This window comes from Amycolatopsis cihanbeyliensis, from assembly GCF_006715045.1.
GTDB lineage: Bacteria > Actinomycetota > Actinomycetes > Mycobacteriales > Pseudonocardiaceae > Amycolatopsis > Amycolatopsis cihanbeyliensis.
This window is the reverse complement of record NZ_VFML01000001.1, coordinates 3022546-3047019: the sequence shown is the minus strand read 5'-3', so window position 1 is coordinate 3047019 and position 24474 is coordinate 3022546. Positions and strand designations below refer to the sequence as shown.

Here is a 24474-nt window from a genome sequence, read left to right as displayed (position 1 = left end):
AGTGTCAAGTAATCGTCAAGGATTTACTGTCCCTTGTGGACTTTCTTGTCGGTCGCAGTGGTGCTGCTCACCTTTCGGCAACGCCGGGAGCCTCCGGATCGCCTTACCCGTTGAGAGTGCGGGAGATTCGGGGAGTCGTGAGCAAAGCGAAAGACATGACCAAGGAGAAGGGCAGCAGCGAGGAATCGGAGGAGTCGAAGGGTCCGGGCGTCAAGCCGTTGCAGGTGCTCGCCGCGGGGCTGGCGGCGGTCACCGCGGCGTTTCTCGGCTCGTCGCTCGGGGTGTACGGCACCGTGCTCGGGGCAGGCGTGATCAGCGTGGCGACCACGATCGGCAGCGAGCTGTACCTGCGGTCGTTGCATCGCACCAAAGAGGCGGCGCGGCGGTCCCGGGTGCTGGCCGGTGGCAGATCGCGGCAGGAGAAGGCGGTCAGCGCGGAGGGCGCGCCCGAGGGGGATGACCGCACCGTCCCGCTCCCGCGACCCGGCCAGGAGGAGCCCGGGGTCGAGGAGGGCGCGCGAACCCGGCTGGGCAGGCTGCGCTGGCCGTTGATCATCGCCACCAGCGTGCTCGCCTTCGTGCTCGGCATGCTGGTGCTGACCGGGTTCGAGCTGACCACCGGCAAGCCGGTCTCCGGCGGAGAGGGCAGCACGATCGGCCGGATCGTCGGTGGCGGCGGTGGCCAGCCGGCCGGCGGTGACCAGCGGGGGGAGTCGCCGGGCGGCACGGACTCCGGCACCGCGCCGCCGAGCGGGACCGGCGAGCGCCCGCGGCCGGAGGACGGCGAGGAGGGCGAGCACAACACACCGGATCCGACCGAGACGCCGGAGAGCACGCCCAGTACGCCGGAGAGTTCGTCCCCACCGACCTCCAGCAGATCCGCCGAGCCAGGCAGCGGTGACGGCGGTGACGGCGGTGGGGGCAACGGCCGTTCGGACGAGGGGAGCTCAGGAACCGGGTCGTAGTTCCCGGGTGAGCGCTTCCGCGACGGCTCGGGGGTCGGGCGCGTCGGTGATCGCGCGGACCACCACGACACGTTCCGCCCCGGCGGCGCGGACCTCCGGCAGCCGTTCGAGGTCGATGCCGCCGATGGCGAACCACGGGCGAGCCGGCGCGGCGCTCGCGGTGGCCCGCACGAGGTCGAGCCCTGGCGCCTCCCGCCCCGGCTTGGTGGGGGTCGGCCAGCACGGGCCGGTGCAGAAGTAGTCCACCCCCGGTTCGGCCGCCGCCGCTTCGGCCTGCGGCCAGGAATGCGTGGAGCGGCCGAGCACCGGGTCCGCGCCGAGGATCCGCCTTGCCACCGGCACCGGGATGTCGTCCTGGCCGAGGTGCAGCACGTCGGCGCCTGCGGCCAGCGCGATATCCGCGCGATCGTTCACCGCCAGCAGCGCGCCGTGCCGGGCACAGGCCTCGGCCAGGATCTCCAGCGCGGCGAGTTCCTGGCCGGCCTCCAGCGGCGCGCCTTCGGACTTGTCCCGCAACTGGAGGATGTCCACCCCACCGGCCAGCGCGGCATCGGCGAACTCGGCGAGGTCGCCACGCTCGGCCCTGGCGTCGGTACACAGGTACAGCCGGGCTTCGGCGAGGCGGTCACGGATCTGGTCACCATTGAGACCTGGCATGGCGCCACCGTAGTGGCTCGCGATACCGTGAAGGTGTCCGCACGGGAGCCCGAGGGTACGGGCTGAGAGGGAGCCGCCGCTCCGACCGTGGAACCTGATCCGGATCATGCCGGCGCAGGGAGCGTGATCGTCGATGAAGGACAAGGTTGACCTCGCCGTTGTGGGCGGAGGCGTGATCGGGCTCGCGGTGGCCTGGCGCGTGGCCGCGGCGGGGCACCGGGTATCCCTGTTCGACCCCGCGTTCGACCCCGAGTTGGTCGACCCCGTGCCGGGCCGCAGCGCGTCCTGGCTGGCCGGCGGCATGCTCGCCCCGGTCACCGAGGCCTGGCCCGGTGAGGAGCACGTGCTCGAACTGGGCGAGGAATCGCTGCGGCGCTGGCCGGGGTTCGCCGCCGACCTGCGCGCCGCGGGCACCGACCCGGGCCTGTCCGGCGCGGGTACCGTGGTGGCCGCCTTCGACCGGGCCGATGCCGAGCAACTGGACATCCTCGCCGGCTACCTCGCCTCGCTCGGCAGGGAGGCGAGCTGGCTGTCCGGTCGCGAGCTGCGGCGCGTCGAGCCGGGCGTGGGGCCCGCGGTCCACGGTGGGCTGCTGGTGCCGGGTGATCTCGCGGTGGACAACCGCAGGCTGCTGATGTCCCTGCGGGACGCGGCACAGGCCGCCGGGGTCGGATTCGTCCCCGAGGTCGCGCTGGAGGTCGAAGCCCGGCAGGTGCGCACGCACGCCTCGACCCGTGGTTTCGACGCCGTACTGATCGCGGCCGGGGCGTGGAGCGCACGGCTGCACGCCGAGCTCGCCGACCGGGTGCGCCCGCTCAAGGGCGAGATCCTGCGGCTGCGGACCCGTCGCGGCACCCTGCCGCCGCCGACGCACACCCTGCGCGCGGTGGTGGAGGGGCGGCCCTGTTACCTGGTGCCACGGGAACGGGGCGAGCTGGTGCTCGGCGCGACCCAGTACGAGGCGGGGTTCGACGAGACGGTCACCGCGCGTGGCCTCCGCGAGCTGCTGGACGGGGCCGAGCGCGTGTTCCCCGCGGTCGCGGAGTACGAGGTGGTGGAGGCGGCCGCCGGGGTGCGCGCCGCCAGTGTGGACAACCTGCCGCAGATCGGCGAGCTGGGCGACGGCGTGCTGGTCGCCACCGGGCACCACCGCAACGGCTTGCTGCTCGCCCCGGTCACCGCGGACGCCGTGGTGGCCATGCTCGCCGGCGAGGCGCGACCGGACTGTGTCCTCGCCGCGCGCCCCGAGAGGTTCAGCGCTTGTTTCTAAACTCGCGACACGATCGGTTCGGCCGGGCTCGGACTCCGGCACCATCGTCACCTTCGCAGGTGATGCGCCCGGAGGGTTATTCAGAACGACCCAGCGACCGCGGGCCGCCAGGCCCATGGTCACCGCGGCGCGCAGCGCCACCGTGTGGGTGGTGGTGGGCGACGGGAGGGCGAGTTCTTCCGCTCGCCTCGAGCGGCGAAGTCCAGTTCAGGAACAGACTCTCGAGGAGATGGTCTGAATGCAGGTCAACGTGAACGGCGAACAGCGGGAGTTCGCCGAGGGCAGCACGCTCACGACCGTGCTGGAGGCGCTGGGTCGAACCCACCGCGGGGTCGCGGTCGCGCTGAACGGCGAGCTGGTCCGCCGCGGCCGGTGGGACGAGGTCGTGGTCCCCGACGGCGCCCGGCTCGAGGTGCTCACCGCGGTGCAGGGAGGTTGAGAATGTCGCGACACACACAATTCCCGGACGGATCCGACGATCAGTTGGTCATCGGCGAACACAAGCTGCGGTCGCGATTGATCATCGGCACCGGTGGCGCGGGAAACCTGGCAACACTGGAGAAGGCGCTGCTCGCCTCGGGTACCGAGCTGACCACCGTCGCCATGCGCAGGGCGGACGCCGAAGGTGGCTCCGGGGTGCTGGAGCTGTTGCGGCGGCTGGGAATCCGGCTGCTGCCGAACACCGCGGGCTGCCGCAGCGCCGCCGAGGCGGTGCTGACCGCGCAACTGGCACGGGAGGCGCTGGAGACCGACCTGATCAAACTCGAGGTGCACGCCGACGAGCGCACCCTGCTGCCCGACCCGGTGGAAACCCTCGACGCCGCCGAACGGCTCGTCGCCGAGGGATTCACCGTGCTGGCATACACCAATGACGATCCGGTGCTCGCGTTGCGGCTGGAGGAGGCGGGTTGCGCAGCGGTGATGCCGCTCGGCTCGCCGATCGGCACCGGGCTGGGTATTCGCAACCCACACAACATCGAATTGATCGTTTCCCGGGCGAATGTTCCGGTGGTGCTGGACGCGGGCATCGGCACCGCGTCGGATGCCGCTCTCGCGATGGAGCTGGGCTGCGACGCCGTACTCCTTTCCACCGCCGTGACCAGGGCACAAGACCCGGAACGGATGGCATTCGCGATGCGCTCCGCGGTGCTGGGCGGCCGGCTGGCATCCGCTGCCGGACGCATTCCGCAACGCTTTTGGGCGCGGGCTTCCAGCCCGCCACGCTGAGAATTGCGACTTCCACGGGGACGCCGGGCGCTCAGCACGTATGGTTGACGACAATTTCCCCCGGTTCGCGTACGCGTGCCGGGCCGACGACCATGCGCACACCGAAGGAGCGCTAGGTGACCACGTCGCCATCTCACGATGTTCCGGGAAGGCTGTTCCTGGCTGTCGGCAGGTTGTCCCGCTCGTTGCGCCAGGCCGGAACGCCCGGCCCCGGGCACGGGGCGATCTCCGCCCTGGCCACGCTCGCGCACTACGGGCAGCTACGGCTGGGCGATCTCGCGGCCAAGGAAGGAGTCGCCGCGGCCACCATGTCCAGGATCGTGGCCGCACTGGTCGAGTCGGGCTACGTACGCAGGGAGTCCGATCCGATCGACCGCAGGGCCTGGCTGGCCACAGCCACCGAGGAGGGCAGGCGGCTGGTGTCCGGCGTGCGATCCACCCGAGTACAGGAGTTGGGCAGGCGCATCGACCGGCTTCCCGATGAGCAGCGCGAGGCACTGGTCGCCGCGTTGCCCGCGCTCGAGTCCTTGCTCGCGGAGGACGAGGCCGCGGACACCTGAACCGGCGCGCGGGGTTGCGCATGGGACCCCGACGTGAGGATGTTACCCGGGGGTCATCAGCTCCCGGCCGTGCCCGGCTCCGGTTCCAACCGCCAGAACGCCGACACCGGGCCCACCTTGGCGCCCATCGGGTAGGAGTGGCGGACCGCCTCGGTGACGTACCACTTGCCGAACCGGGCCGCCTCGACCGGCGTCATCCCGCGGGCGAGCCCGGCGGTCAGGGCCGAGGCCATCGCGTCCCCCGCGCCGTGCGTATGCGGGGTGCGGAACCGGGGACCGGGCAACTCGGTGACCGTTTCGCCGTCATAGAACAGGTCCACGCAGTCCTGCTCGTCCATCAGGTGCCCCGCCTTCACCAGTACCGCACGCGGCCCGAGGGCGTGCAGCGCCGCCGCGGCCGCGCGCATCCCGGCGCGTCCGGTCACCTCGATCCCGGTGAGCAGCCGCACCTCGTCCAGGTTCGGGGTGAGCACGGTCGCCCTCGGTAGCAGTTCCGCGCGCAGCGCGGTCAGCCCGGCCTCGTCGAACAGCGGGTGCCCGTGCATGGAGGCGGCCACCGGGTCGACCACGAACGGGATCGGTTGGTCCCGCCCGATGCCGGCCTCATCGCAGGCCGCGGCGACCGCCGCGATGATGTCCGCGGAGGCGAGCATGCCGGTCTTGGCCGCCCCGACCGGCATATCGGCGGCCACGGCCTCGATCTGGCCCGCGACGATCCGCGCCGGTACGTCGGAGCGGTCGTGCACCCCGAGGGTGTTCTGCACGGTGACCGCGGTGACCGCGACCAGCCCGTGCACCCCGCAGGTGAGGAAGGTGCGCAGGTCGGCCTGCAGCCCGGCGGCCCCGCCGGAGTCGGAGCCGGCGATGGTCAGCGCGGCGGGCGGTGGTTTCTCCGCGTGTTCCATCCACCCAGTATCACCGCCTGCCCGGTCACCGGCGGAACTCGGCCCGGCCGGCACCTAGTGTCCTGCGCCGGAGAGGCGCCAGAACGGGGAGACCGGGCCGATCCCGGAGCCGAGCGGGTAGGACTCGGCGACCGCCCGCTCGATGAACCGCTTGCCTGCCTCGGCCGCGTCCGGCACGCCGAGCCCCTTGGCGAGGGACGCGGTGATCGCCGAGGCCAGCGTGTCCCCGCCGCCGTGGGTGTGCCGGGTGTCGTAACGCGGCCCGGTCAGCTCCACGACGTGCGTGCCGTCGGAGAGCAGGTCCACGCAGTCCGGGACACCTTCCAGGTGCCCGCCCTTCACCAGTACCCACTGCGCGCCGAGGTCGAGCAGCGCCTTCGCCGCCTCGCGCTGGCTGCCCGGGTCGGTGACCGTCAGCCCGGTGAGCAGCCTGACCTCGTCCAGGTTCGGGGTCACCAGGGTGGCGCGCGGGAGCAACTCGGTGCGGATCGCCTCCAGCGCCTCCTCGCGCAGTAACGCGTCGCCGTGCATCGAGGCGGCGACCGGGTCGACAACGAAAGGAACCTGTCCCTCGCGTCCGATGCGGACCTCGTCGAGGGTGCGTGCCACCGCGGTGATGATCTCCGCGGTGGCCAGCATCCCGGTCTTCGCCGCGTCCACGCCCATGTCCGTTGCCACCGCCCGGATCTGCGCGGTCACCGTCTCCGCCGGGACCTCGGAGAATCCCTGCACGCCGAGGGAGTTCTGCACGGTGACCGCGGTGATCGCGCTCATCCCGTGCACCCCGCAGGCGAAGAAGGTACGCAGGTCGGCCTGTATTCCCGCGCCACCGCCGGAGTCGGAGCCGGCGATGGTCAGCGCGGTCCGCGGTGTCGCCGTCACGGCTGCTGGACCACCGGGAGGTAGACCTGGTTGCCGTGCTCGGAGAACTCCTCCGACTTCTCCCGCATGCCTTCCTCGATGGCTTCCACAGTGGACAGCCCGTGTTCCTCGGCGTACTTGCGCACGTCCTGGGTGATCCGCATGGAGCAGAACTTCGGTCCGCACATGGAGCAGAAGTGTGCGGTCTTGGCCGGCTCCGCGGGCAGCGTCTCGTCGTGGAAGGCCCGAGCCGTGTCCGGGTCCAGCGAGAGGTTGAACTGGTCGTGCCAGCGGAACTCGAAACGCGCCTTGGAGAGCTCGTCGTCCCATTCCTGGGCGTGCGGGTGACCCTTGGCGAGGTCAGCGCTGTGCGCGGCGATCTTGTAGGTGATCACACCGGTCTTCACGTCGTCCCTGTTCGGCAGCCCGAGGTGTTCCTTCGGCGTCACGTAGCACAGCATCGCGGTGCCGTACCAGCCGATCTGCGCCGCGCCGATGGCCGAGGTGATGTGGTCATAGGCAGGCGCGATATCCGTCGCGAGTGGACCGAGGGTGTAGAAGGGCGCCTCTCCGCACAGCTTCTCCTCCAGCTCCACGTTCTCCTTGATCTTGTGCATCGGGACGTGCCCTGGCCCCTCGATCATCACCTGCACATCGTGCTCGCGGGCGATGTGCGTGAGCTCGCCCAGTGTCTCCAACTCGGCGAACTGCGCGCGGTCGTTGGCATCGGCGATCGAACCGGGGCGCAGGCCGTCGCCGAGCGAGAAGGTCACGTCGTAGGAGCGCAGGATCTCGCACAGCTCGGAGAAATGCGTGTAGAGGAAGGACTCCTTGTGGTGCGCGAGGCACCAGGCCGCCATGATCGACCCGCCGCGGGAGACGATCCCGGTGACCCGCCGCGCGGTCAGCGGCACGTACCGCAGCAGCACGCCCGCGTGCACGGTCATGTAGTCCACGCCCTGCTCGCACTGCTCGAGCACGGTGTCCCGGTAGATCTCCCAGGTGAGCCTCTCCGGCTCGCCGTTCACCTTCTCCAGCGCCTGGTAGATGGGCACGGTGCCGACCGGGACCGGCGAGTTGCGGATGATCCATTCGCGGGTCTCGTGGATACGCTTGCCGGTGGAAAGGTCCATGATCGTGTCGGCGCCCCAGCGGGAGGCCCACACCATCTTGTCGACCTCTTCCTCCACAGAGGACCAGACGGCGGAGTTGCCCATGTTGGCGTTGACCTTCACCAGGAAGTTCTTCCCGATGATCGCCGGTTCGCTCTCCGGATGCTTGCGGTTGACCGGAATGACCGCCCTGCCGCTGGCGACCTCGGCGCGGACGAACTCCGGGTCCATCCGCTCACGTGCCGCCACGAACTCCATCTCGCGGGTGATCACCCCGGCTTTGGCCCAGCCGAGCTGTGTTCCGTGCTCCCTCCCGTCGATCCAGCCGGAACGCATCGGATGTAGTCCTTTGTGGACGTCGATTCGCGCGTCCGGATCGGTGTACGGGCCGGAGGTGTCGTAGACGTCGAAGTGCTCGCCGTTGGAAAGATCGACGCGCCGAGCCGGTACCCGCAGACCCGACTCGGTCTGGTGGTAGACCTTGTGCGAGCCGGTGATCGGCCCGGTGGTCACCTGCGGAACGGCATCGGTGGCGTTGGCCGCGGCGGAGTTCTCCAGTGTCGTCACGATTCACTCCCTACGCCGGCATTACCCGGTCAGGTTCATGCGGTCGGCGGCACCGGTCCCCGGATCGGGCACCAGCCACCCTCTCAGCCCGCCAAGGCGCGAGCTCCCGCGGTGTGTGTGGTTGTTCCTCGACCATGCCACGTCGCAGGCAAGACCACAACCGCCACCGCGCTCCATCCTTTCGGGGGATCTTGGGCGAACGGATCCGTTCGCACTGGTCAGGGCTGGGTCGGCGGGAACGACTGGGGCATACTTGCCAGTGCGTCCCCAGGCGCACGGGAAAAGGAGCAGGAACGTGGCGGAGCCGTTGATGGTGTCTCCCGAGTTCGACCCGCTGGTGGAGTTCTACGGGATGTGGAACACCGAGTTGGCGGAGCAGTACCTGCCGCTTCCCCGGGTACACGCCCGTAAGTACGAGTGCCTGGGGGATATCTGACGATGAGTCCATACGAGGGGGCGGCGAACGCCTATGTGAGTCGCGACTGAGCGGTTCCGCGTCATCGAGCCGTTCGCCCTGGACTTCGACCCCGCCGAGCTCCTCGAACCGGGCTAGGGGCGGGACAAGAAGGTACCTGCGCACGGTGGTGCGGGCGCCTGGCCGACGGCCAGCGCGCCTTGTGGAGCACGGGCTCAGGCGCTGGCGGGCTCCGGAAGCCAGCTGTTTCCGGGCACACCCCATTTGTTGTGTTTGAGCATCTTCTTGGCCGCCCTGGCGTGCCTGCCGACGAGCCGGTCCAGGTAGATGTAGCCGTCCAGGTGGTCGGTCTCGTGCTGCAGGCAGCGGGCGAAGTAGCCGGTGCCCTCCACCTCGATCGGCTGACCTTCCAGGTCGAAGCCGGTGACCTTCGCCCAGCTCGCCCTCCCGGTGGGGTAGGACTCACCGGGAACGGAGAGGCAGCCCTCCCAGTCGTCGTCGGGGTCGGGCATCGTCTCCGGGATCTCCGAGACCTCCAGCCGCGGGTTCACTACCAGCCCCTTGTGCTGTACCCCCTCGTCATCCGGGCAGTCGTAGACGAAAACCCGCAGGTCGACACCGATCTGGTTGGCGGCGAGCCCGACGCCCTGGGCGGCGTACATCGTCTCGAACATGTCCCCGGTGAGGGTGCGCAGCTCCTCATCGAACGTCTCCACCTCGCGGGTGGGGTGGTGCAGCACGGGGTCACCGGCGATGCGGATAGCGTGGACGGTCACGCGTTCGGATACTACCGGCGGCTCCCGGCGTGACGCGCCGGGAGTGATGCCTGCGTTCGCATCGACGGGCGTGATCTAATGGCGCATCGGAACGACAGCCGTGTCATTCGCTGATTGAGCACGACTCGATGCGAAGGAGCAAGATGGACGCCGCGGAGTCGACGGCCACATCGGGTACGCCGTCCACGCCCGCGCCCGCAGGCGAGCCCGCGGAGGGGTTGTCGAGCCGCGAGGAGGCGGTGCTGGCGTTCGAGCGGCAGTGGTGGAAGTACGCCGGGGCGAAGGAACAGGCGATTCGTGAGCTGTTCGCCATGTCCCCGACGCGGTACTACCAGGTACTCAACCAGCTGATCGACAAGCAGGAAGCCATGCGTGCCGATCCGATGCTGGTCAAGCGACTGCGGAAGATGCGCGCCAGCAGGCAGCGCACCCGCGCGGCACGGCGGTTGGGAATCGAGCTGTGAGCAACTTCTCTGGTGTGTCCAGGCCGGCGCGAGCCGCGGGGATCGGCTTGCTCGCCGTCGCGGTGGCGGCGGCCGTCGTCGGTGGAGTGACGGTACTGACCAGCGGTGACTCCGAGGACACCGCCGCGCCGCCCGCGACCTCCACCCCGGCGGGCCCGGACGAGCCGGGCGGCGACCCGACCTCCGCGCCGCCCACCACCTCCACCACCACGACGGGTACCCCGACCGAAGGCACCGAGACCACCGCGAGCGACTCGCCGTCCGAGCCGGGCGGTGCGGAACCGGGCGATCCCGAGGGTGACGGGCCCGGTGCCGAGGACAGGCAGGCCGCCGCCAAGACGGTCTCGGTGCGGGTCTACAACAACAGCAAGATCAAGGGCCTGGCCCACCGCGCCTCCGACGACCTGCGCGGCCAGGGCTGGACCGTGGTGGAGACCAGCAACTACTCCTCCGGGATCATCCCGGAGACCACCGCGTACTTCCGCCCGGGAACCGGGGAGGAGGCGGCGGCGCGCGTCCTCGCCGACACCTTCGGGATGCGGGCCGAGGCCCGCTTCGACGGTATCGCCGACTCCAGCCCCGGGGTGATCGTGATCGTCACCAAGGACTACGCGGGCGCCGGAAGCGGCGGCAAGAACTGAGCCGGCGCCGGAGAACGGCTCGGAACCGTGGTGAGCGGCGAACGCGTGCTCGGACAGGCACTGAGCGGGCGCCTCACGCCCCCCGGGTGCCGGCGTAGGCCTCCAGCGCCGCGAGCTGAGCCTCGTCCAGGGAGGGCCGTACGGCCTCCCGCGCGGTCGCCAGGTGCCCCGCGGTGACCTCGCTGGCTTCCAGTGACGCGCGCATCGCGGTGAGCGCGGCCTCCCTGATCAGCGCGGCGCAGTCGGCGGCCGAGTAACCCGCCAGTGTCCCGGCGAGCGCGTCGAGGTCCACGTCCCCGGCCAGTGGGGTGTTCCGCGCGTTCGCCCGCAGGATGTCCGCCCGTGCCTCGGCGTCCGGCGGCGGCACGTACACCTGCCGTTCCAGCCTGCCGGGGCGGAGCAGCGCGGGGTCGACCAGCTCCGGCCGGTTGGTGGCGCCGACCACGACCACGTCCCGCATCGGCTCCACCCCGTCCAGCTCGGTGAGCAACGCGGCCACCACCCGGTCGGACACCCCGGAGTCCCCGGACTGCCCGCGGCGTGGCGCCAGCGCGTCGATCTCGTCGAGGAAGACCAGCGCGGGCGCGGCCTCGGCGGCCCTGCGGAACAGCTCGCGGACCGACCGCTCGGACTCGCCGACCCATTTGTCCATCAACTCGGCGCCTTTGACCGCGAACACGTTCAGCGCGCCGGTCCCGGCCAGCGCGCGCATCAGGAAGGTTTTCCCGCCGCCGGGCGGGCCGTACAGCAGCACCCCGCGGGGCGGGGCGACGCCCAGCCTGGCGAAGGAGTCCGGGTAGCGCAGCGGCCACAGCACCGTCTCGGTGAGCGACTGCTTGACCTCGGTCATGTCGCCCACATCGTCGAGCGAGAGCCCGCCGGTCGCCAGCGTGTCCGAAGTGGACATCGAGATCGGCCGCACCGTGGCGAGCGCGTCCAGCAGGTCCTGCTCGCTGATCTGCGGCTCCACCACGTCCCGCTGGCGCAGCGCGGCCCGCAGCGCGGCGTCCCGGCGTAGCGCGATCAGGTCGGCCGCGACGAAACCGGGGGTTCGCTCGGCGATCGCGCCGAAGTCGACGCCGTGCTCGACCGGGGCCTCGCGCAGCACGATCCGCAGCAATTCGGTGCGTGTCCTGGTGTCGGGCAACGAGAGCATCAGCTCGCGGTCGAGCAGGTCGGCACCGCGCAGCCGGGGATCGGCGGACTCGGGATGCGCGGTGGTCGCCACCACGGCGCATCCCGGCTTGGCCAGTGCCGCCCGCAGGTGCTCCAGGATCACGGTGGCCACCGGCGGTGGCTGGTGCGCGGGCAGCAGCGCGTCGATATCGGTCAGCAGCAGCACGGCGGGTCCGTCGCCCGCTGCCCGCTCGACGGCCTCCCTGACCCGCTCGGCGGCGGCGTCCGGCCGCAGCACGGCCACGTTCGGCGCCGCCAGGGTCACCACCCTGACCTGCTCGGTGTGCGCGACCGCACGGACCAGGGTCGCCTTGCCGGCCCCCTCCGGCCCGGAAAGCAGTACCCCGAGGTGCGTCCCGGCGCCGAGCCTCGCCAGCAGCTCCGGCCGGTGGAAGGCGAGGTCGAGCCATTCGGTGAGCCTGCGGGCCGCCTGCTCGGCACCGGCGAGGTCGGCCACCGGCGGTGGCGGGACCTCGTCCGGTTCCTCCTCGACCACCTCGGCTTCCAGGACCTCGTCCCGGCCGGTCCGCGGTGGCGCGGGCGTGGCGGCGGTGTCCTGCCCGGTGGCGGCCTGCTCGTCCCGCCAGCGCACCACGGTGGACGGTCCGACCGCGACCGGGCCCTCCGGTTCGGTGGCGGTCACGGTGAGCAGCTCGTTGGTCCAGGTCATACCGATCGCGCCGGAGAGCTTGCTGCGTGCGGCGGACACGTCAGCCCCGGGCGGCGGGGCGAGATCCTGCGGCAGCAGCGAGACCGCGTCGCCGACGGTGAGCACCTTGCCGATCAGGGCCAGCCGCAGCGTGTTCGGTGGCAGCGAGGTCCTTGCCAGCCGCGAGCCCGCGACGACCACCGAGCGGGCCGCCGTCACCTCCGCGGGGCGCAGCACGACCTCGGCTCCCTCGGTCACGCCGAGGTTGGACATGGTGACGTCGTCCGCGAGCACCACGCCAGGGGCGCCCTGCACGCTCGCCGGGGCGGCGAGCGCGGCGCTGACACGGGCCCCGGTCAGGTGCACCGCGTCCCAGGCATGCAGCCCGAGCGCGTCGAGCACCTCCGGATGCAGTCGCACGATCCCTCGCCTGCTGTCCAGCGCCGAGGGAGAGATCCGGACGGTCAACGTGATCTGGGCTGAGCTGGTCACGCAACCACCCTAGCCGTCCGCGGTGCGGGTCAGTGGCGGTCGTTGCGCTGGCGCAGGCCGATGCGCCGCCAGCTCCGGCGCCGGTGGGCCCGGTCCTCGGCGCGCCCCACCGGTTCCGGGCCACGGGTGCCGGTCGGCTGCGCTTCCTCGTGCCGGGGCAGCCGCACCGCCCGCAGTGCCGCACCGGCGACCCGGCGCCGGAGCGGCCTGCGCAGACCGAGCCTGCGCATCCGGGAGCTGCCCGCGCGCCGGATGGCCCTGCGTTCCCTCGCGGGCACGTCCCACGCCTCCGGGTGCTTGGCCAGCCAGCGGTACCGGCGGATGGAGTACGGGATGTGTGCCAGGTACAGCACGAGCGAGGCGGCCAGCGCGATCAGCGGGTACTGGATCACCGCCGCCGCCAGCAGGCCGACGCCCACCAGCAGCGGCGCCACCGCCTTCGCGGGCGCCTTCACCGTCTTCAGCGACAGGGTCGGGATCCGGCTGATCAGCAACCCGGCGATGCCCACGGTCCAGAACCACACCACCACCTCGCTGGACCACCAGCCGTCGCCGAACTCCTCGTTCAGCACCAGCGGCAGCAGCACCAGCAGGCCGCCCGCGGGCGCGGGCACGCCCACGAAGAACTCGCTCGAGAACGGCAACTGCTCGGTGTCGTCCAGCAGGGTGTTGAACCTGGCCAGGCGCAGGATCATGCATACGGCGAAGATCAGCGCGGCGATCCAGCCGACCCGGTCCCCGCCGAAGTGCCAGATGTAGAGCACCAGCGCGGGCGCGACGCCGAACGAGATGGAGTCGGAAAGCGAGTCCAGCTCGGCGCCCATCCGGCTGGTGGCGTCCAGCAACCGCGCGATCCGGCCGTCCAGGCTGTCCAGTACGGCGGCCACGCCGATCGCGCCGATGGAGAGCAGGTAGTCGCCGGTGAGCGCGAACTGCACGGCGGAAAGGCCGGCACACAGCGCCAACACCGTGATCGCGTTCGGCAGCAACCGGACGCCGGGGGTGGTCCGGGACATCGGATCAGCCCTCCGTGGACCGGGCCGGGGTGGGGAGTTCGGCCAGCGCGGTCTCGCCGCCGATGGTCCGCTGCCCCTCGGCGACCAGGACCCTGGACCCCGGTGGCAGATACACCTCGACGCGCGAGCCGAACCGGATCAGGCCGTAGGTCCGGCCGGCGGTGACCTGCTCGCCCTCGGCGACCTGGCAGACGATGCGCCTGGCCACCAGCCCGGCGATCTGCACGGTGACCACGTCGTGTCCCCCGGCGGTGCGCAGCAGCATCGAGTTGCGCTCGTTGTCCTCGCTGGCCTTGTCCAGGTCGGCGGAGAGGAACTTGCCCGGCCGGTAGGCGATCCGCTCGACCAGGCCGGCGACCGGCACCCGCTGGACGTGCACATCGAAGACCGAGAGGAACACGCTGACCCTGGTGCGCGGCCCGGCGGGCAGGCCGAGCTCGGGCGGGGGCGAGGCCTCCTCGACGCGGGCCACGGTCCCGTCCGCGGCGGACAGCACGAGGCCGGTTCGCGGTGGCGGCACCCGGCGTGGTTCGCGGAAGAACAGGGCGGTCGCGGCGGTGCCCGCGGCGGCGACCCGGCCCAGCCTCGGGGAGACCTTGCGCAGCAGCAGGGTCGCGGCCAGGCCACCGAACACGAACGGCCTCCCGGCCGGGTGCATCGGCGGAACGGACTCACGCGCGAGGTGCACGATGTGCGCGAACGGATGACGTGCCGGTGGCCGGGCGGAGCTCATCTGCTGGGAGTTCCCCGTTGTTCGTAGGGCGAGGTTGTTTGTGGGGCGAGGTTTGTTCGTAGGGCAAGGTTGTTTGTAGGGCAAGATTCGCGGGCAACGCTACGCCAGCGACGGAAGCCGGAGGGGGCGGGTGGCGTCCAGCCCCCGACGCCGCACGCCACCCGCCCTCGAGTTGCCGGGGGAGGCCGCGATAGTAGCGTGTCGACCAGGAAAAATAACCATTTGTCAAGAAACTGTTACAAAACGTCACGCAGGGCGCGGCGGCGTTACCGGCGGGCGGCGCCACGCACCAGCCGTAGCACGCCGAGCAGCACGACCGCGCCCAGCACGGCGACCCCGAAGCTGGCGAAGTCGAACTCGAAGGTCTTCTCCTCACCGGTCGCCAGCCGGTAGATCAGGCCGCCGAGCGCGGCGCCGACCACCCCGACCAGCACGCTGACGATGCATCCCTGCCCACGCCGTTCCCGCCCGCCGATGACCAGGTTGGCGGCCCATCCGGCCAGCGCGCCGAAAATGATCCATGCGATGAAACCCACGCCGTCGAGGCTACCTCGCGGGCGCGGTGCCGGCCGGTCGTCGGCTCGTCGTCACAGCAGCAGGACATCCACCTCGGAACCCTCGGCCGCCTCGGTCACCGGCTCGGGGAGCACGATCAGGCAGTTCGCCTGCGCGAAGGCGGCGAGCAGGTGCGAGCCGGGACCGCCGCGCGGGCCGACCACCCCGGTGACCTGCGCCGCGCCGCCACCGTAGTCGGGGGGCGTGTAGTGGCCGCGGCGGAACTGCCGCTTGCCGTCCGGCGACCGCAGCCCCTCGGTCAGCCGGGCCCGTACCCGCGTCCGGTCGACCTCGGTGTGCCCGAGCGCGGTGCGCAGCGCGGGCCGCAGGAAGGCCTCGAAGGAGACCAGCACGCTCACCGGGTTGCCGGGCAGGGTCACCACCGGCACCCCGTTCCACCGGCCGCAGCCCTGCGGGCCGCCGGGTTGCATGCCCACCCTGGCGAAGGTCACCCCGACCTCGGCCAGTGCGTCCTTGACCACCTCGTACGCCCCGGCGCTGACCCCGCCGGAGGTGACGACCAGGTCGGCCTCGGCGAGCAGCGGTTCGACCGCGCCGAGGAAGGTGGGCACATCGTCGGCGACGCTGCGCACCGTCCGCACCTGGCAACCCAGCTCGCGCAGCGCGGCGTGCAGCATGATGCTGTTGGACTCGTAGATCTGGCCGTGCCGCAGCGGTTCCGGCGGGAGCACCAGCTCGGTGCCGGTGGAGACGACCAGCACCCGCGGCGGGGCGTGCACCGGCAGCCGGTCCAGCCCGATGGCGGCGGCCAGTCCCAGCCGCGCCGGCCCGAGCACGCTGCCCGCGGGCAGCGCGAGGGTGCCGACCGACACGTCCTCCCCGGTACGGCGCAGGTGTGCCCCGGGAGCGGCGGCGGCGAAGATGCTGACCCGGTCCGTGCCTCCGCTGGTGCGCTCGACCGGCACCACGCTGTCCGCGCCGGGCGGGATCGGCGCCCCGGTCATGATCCGGTGTGCGGTGCCGGGCAGCAGCGCGGGGATGTCCGTGCGCCCGGCCGGGATGTCCTCGGCCACCGGAAGCTCGACCGGCCGCTGCTCGTCGGCCTCGACCACGTCCACCGAGCGAATGGCGTAACCGTCCATCGCGGAGTTGTCGAACGGGGGCAGTGCGACGTCGGCCTGCACGTCGGCGGCCAGGACCAGGCCGGCGCAGTCGGCCAGTGCCAGCTCGGTGGTCGGGCGGGTGCCGAGCAGCTCGGTGACCGTGGCGCGGTGGTCTTCGACAGAGATCACGAGAACCATCCTCCCTCGCGGCGCCGGGCATGCAAGACTCTCCCCGCGTCAGCGCGGCGAAGCGCCCGGATCCGACAGCGGCCGAGAGCTATGGAGTAGTGGACATGCAGGTTCAAATCCGTCACCAGCCATCCTTCGCCGTGGCGCGGTTGCTGCTCGCGCCGGGTGAGCCCGCCCAGGTCGAGTCGGGTGCCATGCTGGCCACCAGCTACGGCGTGCATGTCCAGTCGCAGTCGCAGGGCGGCGTGATGAAGGGGCTGAGCAGAGCCTTCCTGGCCGGCGAGTCGTTCTTCATCTCTACCTTCACCGCGCCGCAGAACGGCGGCTGGGTGGATGTCGCGGCGAACCTTCCCGGTGATGTCCAGGTGATCAACATGGACGGCCGGGTGGGCTGGTGCGTCACCAGGGGTTGCTGGCTGGCCTCCGCGCACGGGGTGCAGACCGAGACCAGGTGGGGTGGCTTCAAGAACCTGTTCGGCGGGGAGGGCGGCTTCCTCACCCATGCCACCGGGCAGGGCCAACTGCTGGTCGCCTGCTACGGCGCGCTGGAGACGGTCACGCTGCAGCAGGGCGAGATGGTCACCATCGACACCGGCCATGTGGTGGCCTTCGCGGACAGCACCCAGTACCAGGTGCGCAAGGTGTCCGAGGGCATGATCCAGTCGATGAAGAGCGGGGAGGGGCTGGTGTTCGACTTCGCGGGGCCGGGGCAGGTGCTGACCCAGACCCGTAACCCCGCCGCGCTGATCGCGTGGATCGTCCCGCAGATCCCGTCCCGGCGGTGAGGGCCGTACCGTGCAGGTCCACACCAGGCATACGCCGAGCTTCGGTGTCGCCAGGGTCACGCTGTCGCCCGGCGAGGCCGTGCAGGCCGACGCCGAGGCGATGCTGGCGTGCAGCTTCGGCATCAAGGAGGCCCGGCAGGGCCGGGTCAACGTGCGCGGGGGCGGCCGGACGACCGCCGTGTTCACGGCACCCGCCGAGGGCGGCTGGATCGACCTCGCGCCCAGCCATGCCGGGGATGTCTATCCACTGGAGTTCAACGGCCGCGCCGGCTGGTCGGTCGCGCGGGGCATGGTGCTGGCCCGGCCCGCGAGCGTCCGGGCCGATGCCCAGTGGCCCGCGTTGCGCGCCCTGTTCGGCGGGGACTCCGGATTTCTCGAGCACTACAGCGGCAGCGGGTCACTGGTGCTCGCCTGCGCCGGGCCGGTGGACGCGTTCACCCTGGAGTCCGGCGAGGTGATCACGGTCAGCCCGCGTTTCCTGTTGGCGTACCCGGATGCCGTGCAGTGCCGGTTGCGCGCGGTGGATCCTTCCGGGCCGCAGTCGGTCCGTACCGGCGAGGGGCTGATGCTGGACTTCGCGGGCCCCGGCACGGTTCTGGTGCAGGCGCGTACGCGTTCGAGGTGAGCCATTGAGTCTTATGCGCCCCTGAGCCTTGGGCACGATTCCGGCCGGAGATTCCGGCCAAATTGGGCATTGCCCGTCGCGGGTAATCCGGTAGCGTGACCGGAGTTTCACCGGCGGCAGCGGTCGCCGTCGTTTTCGGCTGTATCCCAAGGAGGAAGCCGTGGCTGTAGGCACGGTCAAGTGGTTCAACGCGGAGAAAGGCTACGGGTTCATCGAATCGCCCGAAGGCCCCGATGTGTTCGTACACTACTCCGCCATCCGGGCCGACGGATTTCGCACCCTCGACGAGGGCGACCGGGTCGAGTTCGAGGTGCAGGCCGGCCGCGACGGCCGCAGCCAGGCGGCGGACGTCCGCAAGCTCTGAGAGCCGGTTCCTGCTAGCACCCGACCCTCGGCGTCGCCGAATCACCGGACGTTAGGCTGCGCTGCGTGACAGGCGATGTGTCGGGGGACCTCACCGGTCGCCGGCTGGGCAATTACCGCATTGACGGTGTGCTCGGCAAGGGCGGCATGAGTGTGATGTACAAGGCCACCGACGTGCGGCTCGGTCGCAAGGTGGCGTTGAAGGTGATCGGCGAGCATCTCGGTGCGGACGCGGAGTTCCGCGAGCGGTTCGTCGACGAGGCCAGGAACACCTCGGCGATCGACCACGCCAACATCGTCCCGCTCTACGACTTCGGCGAGCTGGACGGGATGCTCTACATCGCCATGCGCCTGGTGGACGGCTCGGACCTGGCCAGCCTGATCGGGAACGGCCCGATGGCGCCGGAGCGCGCGTTCAGCCTGCTCGAGCAGGTCGCCGACGCGCTGGACACGCTGCATGCGCACGGCCTGGTGCACCTGGACGTCAAGCCGGCCAACGTACTGGTGACCAGCCGGGAGTCCGCCCGCGAGCACGTCTACGTCGCCGACTTCGGGCTCACCCGCAGGGGCGCCACCGGGCATCGCACGCGGGGTGGCGACTTCCTCGGCTCGCCGACCTACGCCGCCCCCGAGCATCTGCGCGGGGAGCCGCTGGACGGCCGGACCGACCAGTACGCGCTGGCCTGCATGCTGTATGCCTGCCTCACCGGAAGGCCGCCGTACCAGGGCGACGTGTCCGCGGTGATCAAAGGACATCTCAGCGGGGAACCGCCTTCCCTCGCCCGCCTGCTCGGGTTACCGGCCCCGGTCGATGAGATCCTGCGGAAGGGAATGGCGAAGAATCCGCCGGAGCGGTACAGCGGCTGCGTGGAGCTGATCACGACGGCGCGCGGGGCATGGTCCTCCGGCGGGTCGTCCGGGGGGAATCGGGCCGCGCGGGCGCCGGTCGGTGCGGCCGGGATCGGTCAGGTGGGCGGGCAGCAGCGACCCGTCCCGCAAGGAGAGGGGCCGCCGATGCAGCCGTACGGGCAACAAGGACAGCCACAGCAGGGCAGGCAGCCGCAGGGACCGCCGCCACCACCGGGACCACCGCCCGGCTACGGGGCGCCACCCCCCGGCCAGCCGCCGGGGCAGGCGCCGGGGCAACCGCCGTACGGCCCGCCGCCCGGGATGGGTACCCCGCCGCAGGGCATGCCTCCGCAGGGGCCGCCTCCGCAGGGACCGCCGCCCGGCTACCCGCCGCAGGGACCGCCCGGCGGCCCGCGGTTCCAGCAGGGCAAGGGCGGCGGCAAGATGTGGATCGTCTGGGTGCTGGCCGCGGTCGTGGTGGTCGGCGGGGGCGTGCTGATCCTGGTGCTCGCCCTTGGTGGCGAGGGCAACGAGGGCGGGCAGAACCCACCCCAGGAGACCACTCGGTCGGCACCGGACATCCCGGTGGGTCCTGGCGGCTCGCAGCCGAGCACCCCGCCCAGCTCGTCGGTGGGCAACGAGCCGCCGGAGTCCATTCCGGTGGTCCCCACCAACTGAGCCGGGTACTCGGCGGGGCTTTCTTGCACTCTCACCCGGAGAGTGCTAAAACCGAACTTGGCACTCGGCGCCGTCGAGTGCCAGACGGGTGGCCGACCGGCCGCCCGCCTGAAGGTCGGGACGGTGAGGCCGGGTTCGGGTACACGAGCCGGTCGTCCGTCGCGGGCACCGAGCCTGGCCGAGGACGTGTCCTGTTACCTCGGTTCGCTCGCAGTGACGAGCGGGCCGTTCGTAGCGCCCAATACCGGAGGACCACACCGCAATGGCCAAATTGATCGCGTTCGACGAGGACGCCCGCCGCGGTCTTGAGCGCGGCCTGAACACCCTCGCCGAAGCCGTCAAGGTGACGCTCGGCCCGAGGGGCCGCAACGTCGTGCTCGAGAAGAAGTGGGGCGCGCCGACCATCACCAATGACGGTGTCTCCATCGCCAAGGAGATCGAGCTCGAGGACCCGTGGGAGAAGATCGGGGCCGAGCTCGTCAAGGAAGTTGCCAAGAAGACCGACGACGTCGCGGGTGACGGCACCACCACCGCCACCGTGCTGGCTCAGTCCCTGGTCAAGGAAGGGCTGCGCAACGTAGCCGCCGGCGCCGACCCGATCGCCCTCAAGCGGGGCATCGAGCAGGCCGTCGAGGCCGTGACCGAGCAGCTGCACAAGATGGCGAAGGAGGTCGAGACCAAGGAGCAGATCGCTGCCACCGCCTCGATCTCGGCCGCCGACCGCACCATCGGTGACCTGATCGCCGAGGCGCTGGACAAGGTCGGCAAGGAAGGCGTCGTCACCGTCGAGGAGTCCAACACCTTCGGCCTCGAGCTCGAGCTGACCGAGGGTATGCGCTTCGACAAGGGCTACATCTCCGGCTACTTCGTCACCGACGCGGAGCGTCAGGAGGCGGAGCTGGAGGACCCCTACATCCTGCTCTACGGCTCCAAGATCTCCAACGTCAAGGACGTCGTGCCGCTGCTGGAGAAGGTCATCCAGTCCGGCAAGCCGCTGCTGATCATTGCCGAGGACGTCGAGGGCCAGGCGCTGGCCACCCTCATCGTCAACAAGATCCAGGGCACCTTCAAGTCCGTTGCCGTCAAGGCGCCGGGCTTCGGTGACCGCCGCAAGGCCATCCTGCAGGACATCGCGATCCTGACCGGTGGCCAGGTCATCACCGAGGACGTCGGCCTCAAGCTGGAGAACGCCGACCTGTCCCTGCTGGGCAAGGCCCGCAAGGCCGTCATCACCAAGGACGAGACCACCATCGTCGAGGGTTCCGGCGACGCGGACCAGATCCAGGGCCGGGTCAACCAGATCCGCGCCGAGATCGAGAACAGCGACTCCGACTACGACCGGGAGAAGCTGCAGGAGCGCCTGGCGAAGCTGGCGGGCGGCGTCGCCGTCATCCGTGCCGGTGCCGCCACCGAGGTGGAGCTCAAGGAGCGCAAGCACCGCATCGAGGACGCGGTGCGCAACGCCAAGGCCGCCGTCGAGGAGGGCATCGTCGCCGGTGGTGGCGTGGCCCTGCTGCAGGCCGCCGAGGCCGCGTTCGCCGGCCTCAAGCTCGAGGGCGACGAGGCGACCGGTGCCAGCATCGTGAAGGTCGCGGTGGAGGCCCCGCTCAAGCAGATCGCGGTGAACGCCGGCCTCGAGGGCGGCGTCGTGGTGGAGAAGGTCAAGACCCTGCCGCAGGGTCACGGCCTGAACGCCGCCACGGGTGAGTACGAGGACCTGCTCGCCGCCGGCGTGCCGGACCCGACCAAGGTCACCCGTTCCGCGCTGCAGAACGCCGCCTCCATCGCCGCGCTGTTCCTGACCACCGAAGCCGTGATCGCGGACAAGCCGGAGAAGGAGAAGGCCGGCGCCGGCGGTGGCGACCCCACCGGCGGCATGGGCGGCATGGACTTCTGATCTCGTAACCCGGAAGTCCGGCTACTGCTCGACGAAGGCCCGGAGGTGCTACGGCGCCCCCGGGCCTTCGTTTTGGGCTCACTGCCCGCCGGGCAGCATGGCGAGGACGTGTTCCTCGGTGGCGTCCTTGCCGATGCCCAGCCCGCTGAGCACACCCGCGCCGTCCTCGAACTCCAGCAGCGCGAGCAGCATGTGCTCGGTCCCGATGTAGTTGTGCCCCAGCCGCAACGCCTCGCGGAAGGTGAGTTCCAGCGCCTTCTTGGCCGGTGAGCCGTACGGGACGAGGTCGGGCACCTCGCTTGCGCGCTCGGGGAGCGCGGCCCTCGCGGCGGTTTCGACGGCCGCCAGCGGCACCCCCTGGGCCACGATCGCCTTGGCGGCGAGCCCCTCCGGCTCGCTCAGCAGCCCCAGTGCCAGATGCTCGGGCCGAACCTCGCCGTTACCCGCCGCGTGGGCCGCGTTGTGCGCCGCCAGCACCGCGTTCCGTGCCCGCGCGGTGAACCGGCTGAACCCCTCCTCGGGGTCCAGGGTGGACGGCTCGTCCTTCGGGACGAAGCGTTTCTGCGCCGCCTGCTTGCTCACCCCCATGCTCTTGCCGATCTCGGTCCAGGACACGCCCGTGCGCCGGGCCTGGTCCACGAAGTGGCCGATCAGGTGGTCGGCGATCTCGCCGAGATGATCGGCGGCGAGTACCGCGTCGGAGAGCTGGTCGAGAACGTCGGTGTGCACCTTCTTGATGGCGTCGATCAGGTCGTCCAGCCGGACAGGGCTGGTCATCCGCATGGGTTCGGTCATGCGTCAACAGTAGGTTGACGCACACTATGTCGTCAACTTCCGGTTGACGTTCAGGCCTTGTCCTCCGGCATCAGGATCCAGCAGGCCGCGTAGATCAGCACCGGGGTGCCGACGCCGAAGATGGTGGCCGCCACCAGCAGGATCCGCAGGATGGCCGCGTCGACGCCGAGCAGCCGGGCCCAGCCCCCGCAGACGCCCGCGATCATCTTGTCGGTCGAGCTGCGCCGCAGCTTTTTGGTCCCGGTTTCCGGCGAGTACACGCTGTTCGTCATGACTCCATGGTTGCCGGCCGGGGTCGCGCGCACATCGGGGCAGTTCCCTTAACCGACCCCGGAACTCGACCCGAGCCAACCCTGAGACCGACTTTCGTAGCAGCCCGAACGGACCTTTCGGGTGGCTAACGAAACCTCCTATGTTTCTTGCGGGACCGGGTGATTCACAACGGAGGTGCGGGGTATGCCAGTGCGATTCATGGGGCGCGGATTCACGACGGTCACCGGCATGCTCGCGGCCGGCGCCATGCTGCTCACCGGCGTGCTGGGCGCCGGGACGGTACCCGCCGCGACGGCGCGGGCGCCGGAGCCCGAGGTGGTGTCGCTGCTGCGAGTCAGCACACCGAGCGAGGAACGGGTGGCGGACCTGGTCGGCACCGGGCTCGACCTCGCGGAGCATCGCACGGCGGGGTCGGTCGAGGTTTTCGCGCACGGGCAGCAGGACATGCGGCGCCTGCGGCAGGCAGGTTTCGACTACACGGTGGTGATCCCGGACCTGGCGGCACACACCAGGGAGGTGCTCGCCGAGGACGAGGCACGTGCCCGCACGATGGCACCCTCGGACCTGCCGAGCGGGCGCAACACCTACCGGACCTACGCCGACTACGGCACCGAGCTGGCCGGGCTGGTCGCCGAGCGCCCTGATCTGGTCAAGCCGATCGAGTTGCCGCACAAGTCGTTGCTGGGCAAGACGGTCCGGGGTGTCGAGATAGGACATAACGTCGCGGCGCGGGACGGCAGGCCGGTTTTCCTCCTGGTTGGCAACCATCATGCCCGGGAATGGCCGACCGCCGAGGTGGCCATGGAGTTCGCCATCGACCTGGTGCGGTCCGAGGGCGAGGACCCGCGGATCACCGGCCTGCTACGGCAGGCACGCATCATCGTGGTGCCGATCGTCAACCCGGACGGCTTCGACATCTCACGCAGCTACATCACCGAGTACAAGCGCAAGAACTGCCGGGTCACCGACGGAGAGGGTGCCACCCCGGCGCAGTGCGCGGACGCGGACAACGCGCGACTGGGCGTGGACCTGAACCGTAACTACGGCGTGAACTGGGGCGGGGTGGGTGCGAGCACGAACCCGGCCAGCCAGACCTACCGGGGCGCGGGCCCGTTCTCCGAACCGGAGGTCCGCAACGTCGTCGACCTGGTCTCCGAGCGCCAGGTGACCTCGCTGCAGAGCGTGCACAACTACGGCGGGCTGGTGCTGCGCCCGCCACAACAGTCCACGACACCGCTGACGGCGGACGAGGAGACCTATGCGGCCATCGGCGCGGATCTCGGCGACGCGACCGGATACCACAGCATCCCGTCGTACCAGCTGTACGACACCAGCGGGAGCACCGGGGAGTGGGCCTACTTCACCACCGGCACCTTCGGGTTCGAGTTCGAACTGGGCGGGAACAACTTCCACATCCCGTACCAGCGGGGCGTGATCGACCAGTACTTCGGCACCGGCTCGGCGACCGGAGCCGATGGCGGGGTGCGGGAGGCCCTGCTGCGGCAGTTCGAGGTGGCCGCCGACCGCCAGTACCACTCGGTGATCACCGGGAAGGCTCCCCGTGGCGCGCGGCTGAGCCTGGAGAAGACCTTCACCCAGTACACCGCGCCGGTACTGCGCCCGGACGGCTCCGCCGGGCACCGGTTGCCCTTCCACAACCGGCTGACCTCGACGATGACCGCGTCCGGTGCGTTCACCTGGGACGTGAACCCCTCGGTCCGGCCCGACCGCACCGGGCACACCATCGCCGAGAGCTGGACGCTGCGCTGCGCCCGCCCGAACGGCACGGTGCTGCAGGAGGTGCGGGTGACGGCGGAGCGGGGTGAGCGGGTCTCGGTCGACCTTTCCCGCTGCGCCGCGCGCTGGCGACGCTGAGCGGGACCCGCGGCCCGGTTTGCGTACCGGGCCGCGGGGG

26 protein-coding genes and 1 riboswitch are annotated in these 24474 nt (G+C 70.9%); of the genes, 14 read left to right on the top strand and 12 right to left on the bottom strand.

What is annotated here, in order from left to right; translation table 11 throughout:
- The first annotated feature begins 137 nt into the window (after positions 1-137).
- Positions 138-965 (top strand): hypothetical protein, encoded by an 828-nt coding sequence (locus FB471_RS13535; RefSeq protein ID WP_141998368.1) that lies wholly within the window; start codon positions 138-140, stop codon positions 963-965.
- Here the strand turns inward: FB471_RS13535 and thiE are convergent.
- Positions 948-1622: a thiamine phosphate synthase gene (gene thiE, locus FB471_RS13530; RefSeq protein WP_141998366.1), complete on the bottom strand. Its 675-nt coding sequence runs from the start codon at positions 1620-1622 to the stop codon at positions 948-950. The two genes, FB471_RS13535 and thiE, sit on opposite strands and share 18 nt — an antisense overlap.
- 31 nt (positions 1623-1653) lie before the next feature.
- Positions 1654-1760, top strand: a riboswitch (TPP riboswitch).
- On the opposite strand from thiE, the gene thiO reads away from it, so the two are divergent.
- The 4 genes from thiO to FB471_RS13510 all read left to right on the top strand — a co-directional run bounded on the left by thiO (position 1756) and on the right by FB471_RS13510 (position 4679).
- A complete protein-coding gene (thiO, locus tag FB471_RS13525; RefSeq protein WP_141998364.1) occupies positions 1756-2892 on the top strand; it encodes a glycine oxidase ThiO in 1137 nt (378 codons plus the stop codon). Its footprint overlaps the riboswitch before it by 5 nt.
- A 238-nt stretch (positions 2893-3130) precedes the next feature.
- A complete protein-coding gene (gene thiS / locus FB471_RS13520) occupies positions 3131-3331 on the top strand; it encodes a sulfur carrier protein ThiS (protein ID WP_141998362.1) in 201 nt (66 codons plus the stop codon).
- A 2-nt stretch (positions 3332-3333) separates the two neighbouring features.
- Entirely contained in the window at positions 3334-4119 is a 786-nt protein-coding gene (thiG, locus tag FB471_RS13515; protein ID WP_141998360.1) for a thiazole synthase, read from the top strand.
- A 116-nt stretch (positions 4120-4235) separates the two neighbouring features.
- The gene (locus FB471_RS13510) at positions 4236-4679 is read left to right on the top strand and encodes a MarR family winged helix-turn-helix transcriptional regulator (protein WP_141998358.1); all 444 of its coding nucleotides are present in this window, start codon (positions 4236-4238) and stop codon (positions 4677-4679) included.
- A gap of 56 nt (positions 4680-4735) precedes the next feature.
- Here the strand turns inward: FB471_RS13510 and thiD (FB471_RS13505) are convergent, their stop codons facing one another.
- Genes thiD (FB471_RS13505) through thiC form a run of 3 tightly spaced genes read right to left on the bottom strand, consistent with a single transcriptional unit; the run spans position 4736 to position 8124 of the window.
- On the bottom strand, positions 4736-5584 hold the full coding sequence (gene thiD, locus FB471_RS13505; RefSeq protein WP_141998356.1) for a bifunctional hydroxymethylpyrimidine kinase/phosphomethylpyrimidine kinase: 849 nt from the start codon (positions 5582-5584) through the stop codon (positions 4736-4738).
- A gap of 54 nt (positions 5585-5638) precedes the next feature.
- The gene (gene thiD, locus FB471_RS13500) at positions 5639-6466 is read right to left on the bottom strand and encodes a bifunctional hydroxymethylpyrimidine kinase/phosphomethylpyrimidine kinase (protein WP_141998354.1); all 828 of its coding nucleotides are present in this window, start codon (positions 6464-6466) and stop codon (positions 5639-5641) included.
- Entirely contained in the window at positions 6463-8124 is a 1662-nt protein-coding gene (thiC, locus tag FB471_RS13495; RefSeq protein ID WP_281287391.1) for a phosphomethylpyrimidine synthase ThiC, read from the bottom strand. The genes thiD (FB471_RS13500) and thiC overlap by 4 nt, the downstream gene beginning before the upstream one ends.
- A gap of 295 nt (positions 8125-8419) precedes the next feature.
- Here thiC and FB471_RS34105 point away from each other — a divergent pair, with 295 nt between their 5' ends.
- Complete coding sequence (locus FB471_RS34105; protein WP_170220800.1) at positions 8420-8560, top strand: hypothetical protein; 141 nt, start codon at positions 8420-8422, stop codon at positions 8558-8560.
- 194 nt (positions 8561-8754) lie between these two features.
- Here FB471_RS34105 and FB471_RS13490 read toward each other — a convergent pair whose 3' ends face one another.
- On the bottom strand, positions 8755-9315 hold the full coding sequence (locus tag FB471_RS13490) for a peptide deformylase (RefSeq protein ID WP_141998352.1): 561 nt from the start codon (positions 9313-9315) through the stop codon (positions 8755-8757).
- Between the two features lie 143 nt (positions 9316-9458).
- On the opposite strand from FB471_RS13490, the gene napA reads away from it, so the two are divergent.
- Both napA and FB471_RS13480 read left to right on the top strand, forming a co-directional pair.
- Positions 9459-9779, top strand: a complete 321-nt coding sequence (napA, locus tag FB471_RS13485; RefSeq protein ID WP_142001886.1) for a nucleoid-associated protein NapA — start codon at positions 9459-9461, stop codon at positions 9777-9779.
- 14 nt (positions 9780-9793) lie between these two features.
- Complete coding sequence (locus FB471_RS13480; protein WP_246076392.1) at positions 9794-10420, top strand: LytR C-terminal domain-containing protein; 627 nt, start codon at positions 9794-9796, stop codon at positions 10418-10420.
- Positions 10421-10493: 73 nt separating this feature from the next.
- On the opposite strand, the gene FB471_RS13475 is transcribed toward FB471_RS13480, so the two are convergent.
- The 5 genes from FB471_RS13475 to moeA all read right to left on the bottom strand — a co-directional run bounded on the left by FB471_RS13475 (position 10494) and on the right by moeA (position 16303).
- The gene (locus FB471_RS13475; protein WP_141998348.1) at positions 10494-12737 is read right to left on the bottom strand and encodes an AAA family ATPase; all 2244 of its coding nucleotides are present in this window, start codon (positions 12735-12737) and stop codon (positions 10494-10496) included.
- A gap of 29 nt (positions 12738-12766) precedes the next feature.
- Positions 12767-13753: a CDP-diacylglycerol--serine O-phosphatidyltransferase gene (pssA, locus tag FB471_RS13470; protein ID WP_141998346.1), complete on the bottom strand. Its 987-nt coding sequence runs from the start codon at positions 13751-13753 to the stop codon at positions 12767-12769.
- Between the two features lie 4 nt (positions 13754-13757).
- Positions 13758-14486 carry a phosphatidylserine decarboxylase gene (locus FB471_RS13465; protein ID WP_141998344.1) on the bottom strand — a complete coding sequence of 243 codons (729 nt, stop codon included), beginning with the start codon at positions 14484-14486 and terminating at the stop codon, positions 13758-13760.
- A 266-nt stretch (positions 14487-14752) separates the two neighbouring features.
- Positions 14753-15022 (bottom strand): GlsB/YeaQ/YmgE family stress response membrane protein, encoded by a 270-nt coding sequence (locus FB471_RS13460; protein ID WP_141998342.1) that lies wholly within the window; start codon positions 15020-15022, stop codon positions 14753-14755.
- A 51-nt stretch (positions 15023-15073) separates the two neighbouring features.
- Positions 15074-16303: a molybdopterin molybdotransferase MoeA gene (moeA, locus tag FB471_RS13455; protein WP_211358025.1), complete on the bottom strand. Its 1230-nt coding sequence runs from the start codon at positions 16301-16303 to the stop codon at positions 15074-15076.
- A 95-nt stretch (positions 16304-16398) separates the two neighbouring features.
- Here moeA and FB471_RS13450 point away from each other — a divergent pair, with 95 nt between their 5' ends.
- From FB471_RS13450 to groL, 5 genes are all read left to right on the top strand, one after another.
- Positions 16399-17079, top strand: coding sequence for a TIGR00266 family protein (locus FB471_RS13450; RefSeq protein ID WP_141998338.1), 681 nt, complete (start codon positions 16399-16401; stop codon positions 17077-17079).
- 10 nt (positions 17080-17089) lie between these two features.
- Complete coding sequence (locus FB471_RS13445) at positions 17090-17704, top strand: AIM24 family protein (protein WP_141998336.1); 615 nt, start codon at positions 17090-17092, stop codon at positions 17702-17704.
- A gap of 160 nt (positions 17705-17864) precedes the next feature.
- Positions 17865-18068, top strand: coding sequence for a cold-shock protein (locus FB471_RS13440; RefSeq protein WP_141998334.1), 204 nt, complete (start codon positions 17865-17867; stop codon positions 18066-18068).
- A gap of 65 nt (positions 18069-18133) precedes the next feature.
- On the top strand, positions 18134-19594 hold the full coding sequence (locus tag FB471_RS13435) for a serine/threonine-protein kinase (RefSeq protein ID WP_211358024.1): 1461 nt from the start codon (positions 18134-18136) through the stop codon (positions 19592-19594).
- 262 nt (positions 19595-19856) lie between these two features.
- Positions 19857-21491, top strand: a complete 1635-nt coding sequence (groL, locus tag FB471_RS13430; RefSeq protein WP_141998332.1) for a chaperonin GroEL — start codon at positions 19857-19859, stop codon at positions 21489-21491.
- A gap of 78 nt (positions 21492-21569) precedes the next feature.
- On the opposite strand, the gene FB471_RS13425 is transcribed toward groL, so the two are convergent.
- Entirely contained in the window at positions 21570-22286 is a 717-nt protein-coding gene (locus FB471_RS13425; protein ID WP_246076391.1) for a Clp protease N-terminal domain-containing protein, read from the bottom strand.
- Between the two features lie 50 nt (positions 22287-22336).
- Positions 22337-22558 (bottom strand): PspC domain-containing protein, encoded by a 222-nt coding sequence (locus FB471_RS13420; RefSeq protein ID WP_141998330.1) that lies wholly within the window; start codon positions 22556-22558, stop codon positions 22337-22339.
- 184 nt (positions 22559-22742) lie between these two features.
- Here FB471_RS13420 and FB471_RS13415 point away from each other — a divergent pair, with 184 nt between their 5' ends.
- A complete protein-coding gene (locus tag FB471_RS13415; protein ID WP_246076390.1) occupies positions 22743-24434 on the top strand; it encodes a M14 family metallopeptidase in 1692 nt (563 codons plus the stop codon).
- The last annotated feature ends 40 nt before the right edge of the window (positions 24435-24474 follow it).